This is a genomic window from Vibrio iocasae (assembly GCF_042245395.1).
In the GTDB taxonomy this organism is placed as follows: Bacteria; Pseudomonadota; Gammaproteobacteria; order Enterobacterales; family Vibrionaceae; genus Vibrio; species Vibrio iocasae.
This window is the reverse complement of the sequence record NZ_CP145311.1, coordinates 950,605-963,931: the sequence shown is the minus strand read 5'-3', so window position 1 is coordinate 963,931 and position 13,327 is coordinate 950,605. Positions and strand designations below refer to the sequence as shown.

12 protein-coding genes are annotated in these 13,327 nt (G+C 43.2%); 3 read left to right on the top strand and 9 right to left on the bottom strand.

What is annotated here, in order from left to right:
* The first annotated feature begins 111 nt into the window (after positions 1-111).
* Positions 112-1,527: a YdiU family protein gene (locus SNR28_RS14160; RefSeq protein WP_375753260.1), complete on the top strand. Its 1,416-nt coding sequence runs from the start codon at positions 112-114 to the stop codon at positions 1,525-1,527.
* A gap of 8 nt (positions 1,528-1,535) precedes the next feature.
* Here SNR28_RS14160 and SNR28_RS14155 read toward each other — a convergent pair whose 3' ends face one another.
* On the bottom strand, positions 1,536-4,094 hold the full coding sequence (locus tag SNR28_RS14155) for a DUF294 nucleotidyltransferase-like domain-containing protein (protein ID WP_375753259.1): 2,559 nt from the start codon (positions 4,092-4,094) through the stop codon (positions 1,536-1,538).
* Positions 4,095-4,486: 392 nt separating this feature from the next.
* On the opposite strand from SNR28_RS14155, the gene SNR28_RS14150 reads away from it, so the two are divergent.
* Positions 4,487-5,947 carry a DUF3360 family protein gene (locus SNR28_RS14150; protein WP_375754086.1) on the top strand — a complete coding sequence of 487 codons (1,461 nt, stop codon included), beginning with the start codon at positions 4,487-4,489 and terminating at the stop codon, positions 5,945-5,947.
* A 77-nt stretch (positions 5,948-6,024) separates the two neighbouring features.
* Here SNR28_RS14150 and SNR28_RS14145 read toward each other — a convergent pair whose 3' ends face one another.
* The 7 genes from SNR28_RS14145 to SNR28_RS14115 all read right to left on the bottom strand — a co-directional run bounded on the left by SNR28_RS14145 (position 6,025) and on the right by SNR28_RS14115 (position 11,444).
* A complete protein-coding gene (locus tag SNR28_RS14145; RefSeq protein ID WP_375753258.1) occupies positions 6,025-7,107 on the bottom strand; it encodes a B12-binding domain-containing radical SAM protein in 1,083 nt (360 codons plus the stop codon).
* A gap of 12 nt (positions 7,108-7,119) precedes the next feature.
* Positions 7,120-7,269 carry a hypothetical protein gene (locus SNR28_RS14140; RefSeq protein ID WP_375753256.1) on the bottom strand — a complete coding sequence of 50 codons (150 nt, stop codon included), beginning with the start codon at positions 7,267-7,269 and terminating at the stop codon, positions 7,120-7,122.
* 71 nt (positions 7,270-7,340) lie between these two features.
* Positions 7,341-7,670, bottom strand: coding sequence for a hypothetical protein (locus SNR28_RS14135; protein ID WP_375753255.1), 330 nt, complete (start codon positions 7,668-7,670; stop codon positions 7,341-7,343).
* 5 nt (positions 7,671-7,675) lie between these two features.
* Complete coding sequence (locus tag SNR28_RS14130) at positions 7,676-8,290, bottom strand: effector binding domain-containing protein (protein ID WP_375753253.1); 615 nt, start codon at positions 8,288-8,290, stop codon at positions 7,676-7,678.
* Between the two features lie 74 nt (positions 8,291-8,364).
* Positions 8,365-9,651, bottom strand: coding sequence for a sensor histidine kinase (locus SNR28_RS14125; protein ID WP_375753252.1), 1,287 nt, complete (start codon positions 9,649-9,651; stop codon positions 8,365-8,367).
* 3 nt (positions 9,652-9,654) lie between these two features.
* Positions 9,655-10,326, bottom strand: a complete 672-nt coding sequence (locus tag SNR28_RS14120) for a response regulator transcription factor (protein ID WP_375753251.1) — start codon at positions 10,324-10,326, stop codon at positions 9,655-9,657.
* Positions 10,327-10,451: 125 nt separating this feature from the next.
* Entirely contained in the window at positions 10,452-11,444 is a 993-nt protein-coding gene (locus tag SNR28_RS14115) for a tripartite tricarboxylate transporter permease (RefSeq protein WP_375753248.1), read from the bottom strand.
* 71 nt (positions 11,445-11,515) lie between these two features.
* Between SNR28_RS14115 and SNR28_RS14110 the strand changes: the two genes are divergently transcribed.
* Positions 11,516-12,532, top strand: a complete 1,017-nt coding sequence (locus tag SNR28_RS14110) for an IS110 family transposase (RefSeq protein WP_375748966.1) — start codon at positions 11,516-11,518, stop codon at positions 12,530-12,532.
* A 207-nt stretch (positions 12,533-12,739) separates the two neighbouring features.
* On the opposite strand, the gene SNR28_RS14105 is transcribed toward SNR28_RS14110, so the two are convergent.
* Positions 12,740-13,258: a tripartite tricarboxylate transporter permease gene (locus tag SNR28_RS14105; protein ID WP_375753246.1), complete on the bottom strand. Its 519-nt coding sequence runs from the start codon at positions 13,256-13,258 to the stop codon at positions 12,740-12,742.
* Positions 13,259-13,327: the final 69 nt, after the last annotated feature.

The window sequence follows — 13,327 nt, the reverse complement described above, 5'->3', positions numbered from 1 at the left end:
CATATATAAACCCTTATCGGTGTTTATACTCGATTCTTGATATTCATCAGCCATTTAATTAAGAGAATAAGACTAATTGGCTAGATCACGGCGAAGAACAAGGATGTTAATTTGAAATTCACTCACTCGTATCATCAATTGGGAAGTAGCTTCAGTCAGGAGATAAATCCAGAGCCAGTGGCAGGCCCTGAACTTTTTCTCTGGAATAGCCAACTACAGCAGAATCTAGGCTTAACCTCAGAGCTCAAAGACCAAGCCTCTGAATACTTTTCAGGCAACAAGCTCATTCCCGGCTCGATACCTATTGCTCAGGCCTACGCTGGCCATCAGTTTGGGCATTACAACCCTCAGTTAGGTGATGGCCGAGCTCACCTATTGGGTGAGATTGGACTAGGCAATGGTGGAGCCATCGATATCCAGCTAAAAGGATCTGGAAGAACTAATTTCTCACGAAGAGGCGATGGCCGATGTGCACTAGGCCCTGCTATTCGAGAGTATGTTATGAGTGAAGCCCTTCACGCATTGGGCGTGCCGACAACAAGAGCACTTGCTGTAGTGAAAACCGGTGAACAGGTATACCGAACAGGACCTGAACAAGGTGCCATTGTCACTCGTGTTGCCAGTAGTCATATTAGAGTCGGGACATTTCAATACCATGCGCAGTCTGGCAAAATCGAGAACCTTCAGCGCTTGGTGGACTACACCATAAACCGACACTTTCCTGAAATCGATACCGATTCTCCGGACAAAGTGGTATCTCTGATACGAGCAGTCATCAATAAACAGGTTACCCTCATAACTGAATGGATGCGCATTGGCTTTATTCATGGCGTAATGAACACAGACAACACAGCTATCTCAGGTGAGACGATTGATTACGGTCCGTGTGCCATGATGGGAACATATAACCCCAGGACTGTATTTAGCTCTATCGATACAGAAGGTCGATACTGCTTTGGCAACCAACCAGCAATCATGCAATGGAATATGACTCGATTTGCCGAAAGCCTTTTGCCACTCGTTAATAGCGATACAAAAGCAGCCGTGAAACAAGTTGAGCCGCTTATCGAAGAAATAACTGAGCTCTACTACAGCAGCTACTACAAAATGATGGCTCAAAAGCTGGGGCTCAAAGACACAGATAAACCACTTACTGAACAGTTATTGTCTGTGATGAAAAAATACAAACTGGATTACACTCAAACGTTTATCGATTTGGGTAACTCATTGTCTTCAACTAATAAGCAAACTGCCATTCCGGAGTTAAAACAGTGGTGTGATGAGTGGGTTAAGAAAACTGATAGCGATTCACAGAATATCATGGCGAAAGTAAACCCACTGGTGATTCCCAGAAATCATCATGTGGAAAGTGTTATTCAAGATTGTATTGAACAGAACAGTTCACACAGTGCAGAACGGTTTCTGTCTGCACTTGCCGAACCATATACTGAATCTGAAAAACTGGCCTCTTATCAGGATCTCCCACCTGATGGCGACCGCTATTATCAAACTTTTTGTGGGACTTAGAGTTTTTTCTAAAGAAAATCCCTCTCAACCTTATCGTGAAACTGGGATACGCGGGTTAACACGTTCTTTAGGTTCTTTTGCTCTAAGTACGTGAGATCGTTGATCGCCAACACATCATTTACCTTACGTAAGTCTGTGTACTCAATGATCTGATTGATAAAACGAAGCTGCCAGATGTGATCGAAGATAAACACCATCTCACGGAAAGTTTTGGCATCGATTTCCCCCTGCCCTAACAAACTTTTCAGTCGGGACATGGTGTTACTTTCTCTGATATCGTGCTTAAGGGCGTAGATACGACAGAAAATTTCCATCGGTCTTAAGCAATCTTTAAGGTTGATTGACGCTCTGCCATCAAAGTTTTCGGTTTGAATTTCATCAGCGGCATTCAAAGGAACCTGATATGAGAGGCAGTTGGCGGCATAAATCGGCAAAAACTCCTCATGTTCTCTTAATAGCTTCTGAATATGCAGCTGAATTCGGTCAACCAGAGAAGCATCTCCATAAGTTGAGCGGATATCAAAGAACACATTGAGCTCCAGGATAGAGTCTGGAGAAGCTTGCTCTATCCACATGCCAAAGTTTTCTTCCCACTCTTTCTGGCTCAGGCACCATTGATGGTTTGATGCCATAATCAAGCCTTCGCAATACTTGTAACCAGCCTGATTAAGCATTGCACACACCTTTTCAGCCAGGTGCAAGAAGTAGCGTCTGATGGATTTCAGATCGGCATCATCGGGAGTCTCAAATACGATGGCGTTATCTTGATCGGAGAACAACGTCATATCGTGGCGGGCATTGCTACCAAACGAAATAAACGAAAACGGAACCGGTGGTTCTCCGATATCCTCAATAGTAAGATCGATGAATCGACGGATTGCTGCATCGTAGGTACTACCGATAAGCCGGCGTAAGTAATCCGGACGTGTCCCTGTTTCAATCATCTCTCTGATCAACTCAGGTAACTGATTCAGTGACTCAACCACTTGCCCCTGATTATCACTATTTTCTATTTCGATAACCAGATTACTACTTATCTTTCGATAGTTGCTGATATGGTTTACAGGCCCAAAACGACCACCATAGATCTTGCGAACAATTGGTCGGAAGGAAATCACATGTCCGAGTTTTTCCGACAAAAATATTCTGGATGTACTCAAGATGATATCAATCTTCTTACCACCCTTTGTCTGCAACTGAGCTTCAAACTCACCAGGCTCACTGGCATGGTTGAACAGCTGTAAAAGGTGGTGCAATACCTCGGTGTTTTGAGGGCTATCTGAAAATAGGTTCTTCCAAATCGAATGGGATTTCAGTTCGGTGTCTGTATAGCCCAGTAATTGATGAAGTCTGCTATTAGAGAAGATAATCTGTCCATCAGCCTCAAGTATGTAACCCTCATTTGAGGATTCAACCAGAGCACGATAGCGGTCTTTCGCTTCATGTAGCGCCAGTTCTGCACGTTTTTTACGATTTTCAATCACTTTAGATTGGGAAATGACGTATGCCATTAACAGAACCAATCCTAGTGTTATCGCAAAAAATACACGTGAAAGAATACTTTCAAGCCTGTCTATGCTTTCCTGCACATCTCGAAAATAGACACCTGTACCAATAATCCACTGCCACTCTTCGACGCCTTCAACATAGGTCATCTTTGGGGCCGTGATGTTCGGATCATCCTTCCACTGCCACTGGTACTCCAAGTATCCATGCTGTGAGGCTTTAACTAACTTAGTTATCTCAACAAATATAGGAAAATCTGTGGTGTTCTCGCTATCAGTGTAGTGAGTTAAATCCTGCCCTTTTAGATCACTTCTATAGGGGTGCATGATCATATTTGGGTGCATGTCGGTAATAAAAAAGTAATCTTTATTTTCACTACCATAACGCATCGCTTTGATGTCAGTGGCGGCCTGCTCCTGAGCATCTTCTAGTGTCAACACACCTCTTTGTTCCAGAGCCACATAGCTATCAACTATGCTTACAGCAGTAGAGGTGAGCTCCTTCAGCATTTGACGTTTTTGACCAAGCATCGAGTCCTCTACAAGAGGAACAATCACATAAATAATGGCGGTAACAAACAGGAAAATGGCTGCTATGGTAGGCAAGACAATACGCAGACTGAAACTATTAAATGTTGGCTGACTTTCTTGCTGTGATGTGTGCAGACCACTGAAATAATCTGCCAGCTCATTGGCGTCCAGAACTTCGCTAAGCTCTTCTCCATGAGCTGCGTCATGGTACTTCGCGGTAAAAGTACCATTTTGAAAATCGGCCCGTGACGGTAGGTAACCATCGTAGTCGTCCCGAATATGGGTCTCAAACACGTCCTTGATTTGTTGGTTCGTATATTTGTCACCGAACGCTTTAATCGCTTCTCCAAGTGCTTCTCGACAATGACGAAAACGGCGATGATCATAGGGATCAAAATCGACATTTCTCGCCATTCTCATAGAGTGATCGGCCCCATTGTAGTCAAAGAAACCGTCAATCCATTTATGGATGTCCTCTGCACGGACTCCATATAGTTGCTCTGTACGATCAGCGTGTTCGGATAATTTCATTGTGAATTACAGCCTGAGCATTAACAGCATAAAGGTCATTAAAACTATACTGACAAATTAATCAAAAGTGTGCGCTCGGTAGCAACTTCATCCAAAAGGGCTAGAACACACCTCAACTTTTTTTGATAAATTAACCTAAATCAATAATTTTAGCTAATAGGTTTTCTAAAATTAGTGACCAACAGTGGATAGAATTTTTATCGGGATGGAAACATACCATCCTGTTTTTCACCATCGAGAAATGCCAACCGTCATTTTCCCTCTTTATACAGAAATAAAGATGCAAGGTAGCGTCTGGGATGTCGTCTCGTATCGGTCGAAGGCCGATATACCGAGCGCAAGCGGAACCTGAGCGAGTATGGCTGGACTCGAATCCTAAAAGGAAAGACTACATGTCAAACAAAGGCAAGAAGTTTTATAGAGATATGCGTCGTAAGGCGCAAGAGTTTGAAACTCGTGAAGAGTTTCTGAATCATGATCTTAAGATCATGCGCTTCAACCGCTGGGGTATTCACTTACCTTCGCGTGATTACAGTGTGGAACTTGAAGACTTAGTACCAGCGCTGGCTGCAACTATCGGTAAAGTAGTAATGGTAACCGCTATGGTTGCTGTATTTGCTGCACAGTTTGGTCTGTCTCCGGAGTTTGTTGCTGAGAACGTTCGTTATGAACTACTTATTGCGGGTGCACTGTTCGTAATCCTTTTCTCTGCAATTTTAAACCCTAACTCAAACCTGGCCGGTACACACGGCCCGATGATCCCATTGATACCATTGATTGCAGCCGCAGGTGGACACCCGTTGGCTCTGGGTATAATGGTGTGTATGTTCGGTTTCATCCTTGCATATACAAAAGGTGGCTCCAAGCTAATGACGCTGACAGGCGTTGGTGTGCGGGGCGGCTTGCTTATCTATCTGGGTGCAGTGGGTTTGATCGGTCAGATCAACAAAACTGAAGCCTGGGCTGCGAGTACTGATCAAGGCTACATCTCGTTTGCCGTTATTGGTGTTACTCTGGCCGTTTACGCTTACCTGGCGAAAGTAAACAAACGTTGGTTAGCAATCCCACTTTGTTCTCTAATCGCAGGTATTGTTGCTTACGTTATGGGTGCAGACTTTGCGTTTACGACTGAACCAGGTCTACCACACTTCAGCCCGTTCTACTGGTGGGGTGAAGACACAGGTTGGCAGCTTGGCTGGCCAAACCTAGAGCACTTTATTGCGGTAACGCCGTTCGCACTATTGGCAGTTGCAATGTGGTCTCCAGACTACCTGGGTCACCGTGTATTCCAGGAGCTTAACTATCCGAAAGAAGCGAAAGGCGTACTGATGGACGTTGATGACACTATGATGGTTGCTTCTATCCGTCAGGGTATCGGTTCATTCCTTGGTGGTGGTAATCTGGCGTCTTCTTGGGGTACTTACATGATCCCGGCAGCAATCGCAAAACGTCCTATCCCTGGTGGTGCACTTCTGACTGGTATCATGTGTATCGCGGCAGCTGTTATCGGTTACCCAATGGACCTTGCAATGTGGGAACCTGTTCTACGTGTTGCTCTGATTGTTGGTGTATTCCTGCCACTACTTGAAGCAGGTATGCAGATGATTCACAAGCACAAAGACTCACTAAGTGCTGGTATCTGTATCTTTGCATGTGCATTTGTAAACCCAGTATTTGGTTGGGCGACAACAATGCTACTAGACAACATGGGTCTAATCGGTGACCACGAGCGTGCTAAAGAGCTATCTGCAAAAGACAAATACCTAATCCCAGGTGCTGCTTTTGTTATCTGTGTTGGTTCACTTGCACTAGTAGGTCAGCTACCAGGCATCCCAGCTCTGATTGGTAACTAATACCTTCGAAGAAAGATAAACGACTAAGGGCACTGATTTTCATCAGTGCCCTTTTTCTTTTTTATGAAATCACAATTCTAAAAATCAACGCACATCGCAGATACGAATCGTTTCTCCTTCCACTCTTTCTTGTGAATTAACTCATCAGCAGAACGGTTTCTAAAAGCAAAGTTATATACACCAGACTCAAGCTCTCCAGGGCTCATATTGGCCGGAACAAACACGGTATGTTCACCATCGTATTGTGACCAGTCTTTGGTAAGTATTCTTCCCTCTTGTTCCAGTTCGTCATAGATAAGAGTGCCTGGATAAGGTGTCAAAATCGTTGGATGACAGATATCTATCCCTAACTCCTGAACGTAACTCCATGTTCTATCGAATATCTGATTATCGTGTGTATCCAACCCAAAAATCATGCGGCACTCTACAGCGAGGCCCAGCTCTCTTAATTGCTGGATGCTCTGCTTAGGCTTAAGTATGTTATCAAAGGGGGCTTCGATACCGACAATGACTTTTCGAAGCCCTGCATCAATAGCGGCTTCCAACAACACCTTATCGTCGGCAATGCTGATGATTGATTCTGCAGTCCAATGGATACTTAAATGCTTCATCGCTTTAAACAGTTCAAATAAGTAAGCTCTTTCGTAATTTAAAGCATGTGTATTTAACTCGATCAGATGCTGTCCATTACAGATTAACTTTGACACCGTTTCATCTATTGAGTAGAAATCCGAGTTATCTAAAATATCGGAAACCGTGCAATACAATGGCTTCAATTGACCTTCACGAAAATCTGAAAGGATTCCAGACCATAGTCGTTCTGGTTCTCCTCGTACAACGCTATTGCAATGCTGAAGTGCCTCTAAAGTCATTGCAGTTGGATGCAGACCGGCTAAAACAACATGTATGCCTTGTCTCATATACATATCTGCCAATTCATAAGCGCGCATTGCATCTGGTGTTGCTGTGAAAATTACGACCAGATCTCCGTTTGCTCTATAGGGTGCGACCCTATCTAAAGCTTCATCAATAACCTCAACTTCCGCCAAGCCAGACAGAGCGGCAACCGTAGGAGATAAGCTATAAGAACTTGTAATTTGGTGTCTCTTATAGGGTTTGATAAAGCCGTTGTAACAAGCGTTAATCAGAGTAATTTTCATAAAGCCTCCTGGTTATGAACGCCAACTGTTGCCAATGAGCAGAGAAACCGCAACTGAGATGCCCAAAGCAATCAGAATGTTTGGCCAGTAAAAACCCCAAATCGCCACACATACCGATACCGTTACAATTGCCCAAAGTAGTGTTTCAAGAACCCAAGTCATAATTTTGCCTCTTACTCATTCAATAACTGCATAATAAAGGGAAGAGCATTATCTTTTGGTTACCAAACCGATTAACGCATAGAAATAATTAACCCAGTAACGCCAAGTGTCGTCATTACGATTGAAATCACCTTCCAAAGTGTAAATGTTTCATTCAAGAAGAAGAGCGACAATATTGAGACAAGAATCACAGCACACCCCAGCCAAAGTGCAGTAATACTGCCTATATCAAACTGAGTAAGGGTGCGACCAAATGTCCATATAGCGATAACGGAACACAGCCATACCCCCAGGTCGAATATCGCAACATCAGGCGATCGGACTGTAAGTTTAAAAAATGTCAGCGACATAACCAGAAACAACTCTGACACAACAAACATTAACCACGCATTTCCAGTCATTAGTTTTAACTCCTATCTTTAATGGAAACCAAAATACGACTCGGTTTAAAATCACCAACCCGGTTTTCTTTATAAATCTCCATATCAAACTTAAACGTCCTGTTTATTGATTGTTTTTCAGCATCTCGCCAGGCTCTCTGAGCCGCAGTTGAGATATCTCCCTTCATCGCAATGGCCCTATAACTCTGAACCGGGACAGTAAGAACCTCGAAAGGATCGGTTCTTTTACCTTCTGGCAATGCGTTAACGTGATAGCCGATAAACACTGGTAATTCACCATCTGCGTAGCAGGAATAATCGGTATATATAAGATAGATATCATTAGAAGCACGGTTGACGATCGTGCCCCTGTTACTCTGGGAAAAGTGATAAAACGATTTGATTAACTCTGAATCAGGTGAGCTCTGAAATTTGAGATTGTAGAGTTCACCGACAAAGTACATGCTTTCTGTACTTTTGACTGTCGTGTTTTCTACTTCAAGGGCGCTTTGCTCCGCCTCTTTTTCACTAACGATATATTTATACAATAAATGCCTGTCGTCAGACGGCGCTTGATAGACAAAAAAGATGATGGGTATCGTGATTGCGAGAATTAACGCAAAAGAGAGGTTACGAAGCATGAGTGATTTCCCGAGAGTGAACTTGTAATCAGGAAATCAATTTACTTTTATGTGGGTTAAATTTTGGTTACCAGTTAAAACAATACCTTGGCGACAATAACATCATTCCGTTGTTTAAACTCAAAGTTCCAACCTTGCTTTTTACAGATCTTTTCAACCAGAAACAGTCCTACTCCAAAGCTCGTTTTGTAGAGGTCATGTTCTTGCTTGGCTCCCGAAGACTCCGAAGGGTTACTGATAACAACTGAACTTGCGGAAGCTTCAATGTTTATCTCCCCAGAATCCGTATGCTGTATTGCATTTCTTACCAGATTCATCAAGACGATTTGTACCAAGGAGTCATTTTGTCGCTTAAGCAGCGCCCCTTCCTCGGTTTCCGACACATTTATTTCAATATCTTTATCTTTTGATAAGTAGAGGTGTTCCTCAACGACAAGATTACATGTGTCAGCCAAAGAGATATCCGTCAGATCCTGCATCTCTTGTTGCTCACGAGCCAACCATAAAAGCGTATGCATCAACCTTTGCATGGAGTGGATGGAACGCCCTATTCGACCAATAGCGCGCTGATTACTCTTAGGTAGCTCAGACGAGGATCGTTCTAATAACTCAGAGCTTGCGGAAATAACAGCAATCGGAGTTCTCAACTCGTGACTGGCTGCGCGAAGAAAAAACTCCTCTCGCTCAATCAACTCTTTTTGTTTTTGAACACTGGTAACCAAAGTGTCTGAAAGAAGCTCTAGCTCTCTGTATTTGAGTTTCACCCTCTCTGGCCTGTTGTCGATATCCAGATTTTCTGCCCATTTGGCAAGATCTAAAACAGGTTTGGTAAGCCGGTGGATCAGGTAACGAATAATAAAGAAAACCAACAGTATCAACAGGCCGGCAATAACTGTGTTCATCTGATTTAGTGGCTGTGGTGGATTTTGTTCCAGCACCTTTTCATAGATAGCCTGATCATACTCAGAGACGATATAGATAGCGGTGTTGCTACCTTCTACTACATGATAAACAGCATAAAGATACTGAGCAGCACGTTCCGGTGTAGCTGAAATATAGGACTCATATATTTCATCTTCTTTAAAACTCAACCAATCAAAGCTATAAACGTATTCCTGCGGGATCTGATTGAAATCCGTGAATACCTGAAAGGTCTTCCCAAGGCTGTACTCTTCCAGCTCACCATCATCCAAGTAATCTTTTTCTATCTTGTCTATTTCGTACAGAAATCCGTACCTTGTCGCTTCGTATAGACCTATCGTATAGCTCTGGTTCACCATCAGGGTATATATACCAATCAGGCTCACAACAATGCCGAACAGGTAAAGATAAATATCGCGCTTAATGCTGCTGTTTTTCATTACTTATGGCTCTTTAATCACAATACCAACACCATGCACAGTCTGAATGAGCTTGGTCTCAAACGGTTTATCGATCGCCTGACGAAGCTTGAACAGATGAACCTTTAAACTATCCGGGTTTGGCAGATCGTCTCCCCACACCGCTTGCTCCAGGTCAGATTTCGCAACCACATTGGGGCTATTTTGAACAAGGTAAGCCAGTATCTTCCAGAGGACCGGAGCTAATGTAATCGACTGCCCTTGTCGTTTGACTTCACGTTTATCTAAATCGACGGTCAAATCACCAACTGATAGCTTTTGAACCGTACCTAAAGTTCTTCGCACCAAAGCCAGCATCCGAACTTTTAGTTCTTCCATGGCAAACGGCTTAACCAAATAATCATCCGACCCGACAGAAAAACCTTTCAGCTTATCGTCCAATGTATCTCTGGCTGTGAGCATTAAAATAGGCGTGCTGATGCCCTTATCTCTTAACGTCTGACACACATCCAAACCATCCATTTTTGGCATGTTGATATCGGTAAGAATGATGTCATAACGATTTTCAAGAGCCAGAGCAACACCAGCTTGTCCGTTGTAAGCGAAATCAAACTCGATTCCATCAACCTCCATATAATCAGCAACAGCTTCAGCGAGATCGCGATCATCTTCAATCAGTAAGGCATCGATTTTCATTTTTTAACCATATGATGTACTTGAATATATACAGTGTAACAAATAACGAGCAAAGGGCTGGAGACAAGGTACTCTGCTCGTCCACAGATCGTGATAAGCATCAGATACCAGAAAATATAATACCGTTATTTTTGCTCTTTCAATGAGCAGATATGTCTTGTCAAAAGATAGGCAATCGCAACCATTGCAAGCATTGAGACTGGTTTTTGCAACAGTATTTCAGGCGCGGTCATAAGGATATTGGTTAATTCTTCAAAGCCATGCCGTATTTTGTACCCAAGAAGTAAACCCAAGATAAAACTAACCGCTGGATAGTGATACTTGTTCATTACGATTCCGATAACACTAAATAGGATCAGGCAAAGAACATCGCCATTGTAACTGCGATATAAGTAAGACATTACAACGATGAGTGCAGTTAAAGCAGGAAGAATAATTCTGGTGTTTATATTGGCCAGTCTGGTGATGTACGGAATCATAGTTGCGGTGAGCAATGCCAAAACAACCGAACTAAATATGCCCGCTGCAATAATGGCATAAACTATCGATAAGTTATCAAGATAGAAACTTCCGCCTACCGGAGTACCTGTCTCCAGCATTAAACCATATAAAATAGAAGCAGAATTGCTGCTGGGGATACCAAGGATAAGCAAGACAATAATAGCGCCACAAATCGAAGCGCTGTTAGAGCATTCAGCAGCCACAACACCTTCAACAGCACCTTCACCAAACTGTTTTTTATTTCGACTTAGCTTTTTAGCCAGAAAGTAAGAACTCATCGAAGACAACGCACCGCCACCCGCAGGTAGCAAGCCCACAAAAAGTCCAACTAAAGAACTCCGTATCACTGACCAACGGTACTTGATTAGCGTCTTAATTCCGCCCTTAATATCGCTTTTTGTCGAATGAATATGTGGTGCATTACCGCAGGTAATCTTCTTTCGCTTAGTGAGCTTATACAGCTCAGGCGCAGAGAAAATCCCAACCAACATGATCATAAGCGGCACTTTATCACCAAACGTTATAAAACCGACTTCAACGGGCTCACCGCCATTAAATGGGACGTTTAACATTGTCGCGAGCAAACCAAACAATCCAGATAGTATTGATTTCGTCATGCTAATTAGATGGTACGCCCCTTCATTCCACTACACTCGATAGTATTGAGGAAAGGGAAAAGGTGACCATCATGCTCAACACACACATTATCGGCATCGACTTAGCAAAACATGTTTTTCATCTTGTCGGCCACGATTTTTCGGGCCGGGAGACTTTTCGCAAAAAACTATCCAGACAGAAAACACTTCAGCTACTTTCAGTTCATGAACCAGTCATCGTAGCAATGGAGTCATGCGGTGGGTGCCATTGGTTTGCTCGAAAATGTCAGGAATATGGTCATCACGTTAAACTGCTCCCTGCACAATATGTAAAGCCTTACGTCAAAACGAACAAAAACGACTTCATTGATGCTGATGCAATAGCAGAAGCAGCTATGCGACCTAAGATGAGGTTTGTTTCGCCAAAGAGTGAGCAAGCACAGGTAGCTATAGCAATCCGTAGGATTCGGTCTGGTTATATTAAAGAACGAACTGCTTGTATGAATCGAATAGGCTCTATGCTTCTTGAATTTGGTATCAGCTTTCCCCGTGGCCATCATTACATGAAAGGGCTTTTTCAGTGGTTGGCAGATAAAAAAGAGCCTGTACCACCACTATTGATTATGGAATTAAGACAGCAACTAGATTATTACAATCTCTTAAACCAATGGATAAAAGAGCAAGAGAAGAAACTTGAACAGCTTAACGAAGGGAATGAACTCATGGGTTTATTGCAGAGTGTTCCAGGCATAGGACCTATGACGGCTTCTTGCTGCTTGTCGGCGGTAAGTGATCCACAAGACTTTTCAAATGGAAGAAACTTTGCTGCGTGGATTGGTTTAGTACCTTATCAGTACTCAACAGGGGGTAAGCCTCGAATGCTTGGTATATCAAAGCGTGGAAACAAAGAACTGCGAGAGCTGTTCATTCACGCTGCGAGGTCAATTCTATGGCGAGATTCCTCGGTAGAGCGGTACTTTGGCCCTTGGTTAACTGAAATGAAACGCAGGAAACCGTTTAATGTAGCTGTTGTGGCACTGGCTAATAAATTGGCCCGAATATCTTGGTCAGTTATGGCAACACGAAAACCGTTTGAAGTAAGAGTTTAAACCAAGTTTGCAAATGATAATGAAAGATGACAAGACGGTCAGACCACCAGATTGAAGACCTGAGGGGCAAAACAGCAACTTAAGTAGTGCTTTCACGCTTATGAGGACAATCTGGCGCGGATCTCATCGTAGAGCGGGACTAATGAATAAAAGTCCATATAGACTCTGAATACATTGGCGCAAACCAGCTCAGTTATTTTAAGTTATCTACTTGCAAAACTGGGGCGTACCATACATGTTTGCCCCCATGACACCCACAAGCACAACAACCAGAACGGTAAGAAGCAGAACATCTACATTTCCCATGTTCTTGGCTATCTGGGATAGAGGGATAAACATAAAGGCCACAACAAGCCAGCCAAATGTGTTTCCGGTTGCCGACGCCATCACATGTGCGCTTAAAGCTTCCTGGCCCTGACCTTTGCATGTCATTGGATATCCATCGAAGGCTGTCGCTATCGCTCCGGGATTTCCGGGAACATTAAACAATATAGACATGACCCCCGCTCCAATAATGGTCGAGGTATAGACAGCCAGCATTAACATAAAACCGTGATGGACCGGCAGTTCAACGGCAAAAGGCAATAGCAACGTAAGGCTCAGTGATGTTGTTATACCTGGAAGTGCGCCAAGAAATAGTCCCACAATCATGCCTGCTATCAACAGCAGTATGAGAAGAGGGTCGGCCAAAAGTGTCAGACCGTTGTATAGGAAAGCAATATCCAATCGTCTATTTCTTTGTTTTATTTATGATTAAAGCCTGCACCTTAAAACAAGTACAGGCTATTGAGAAAT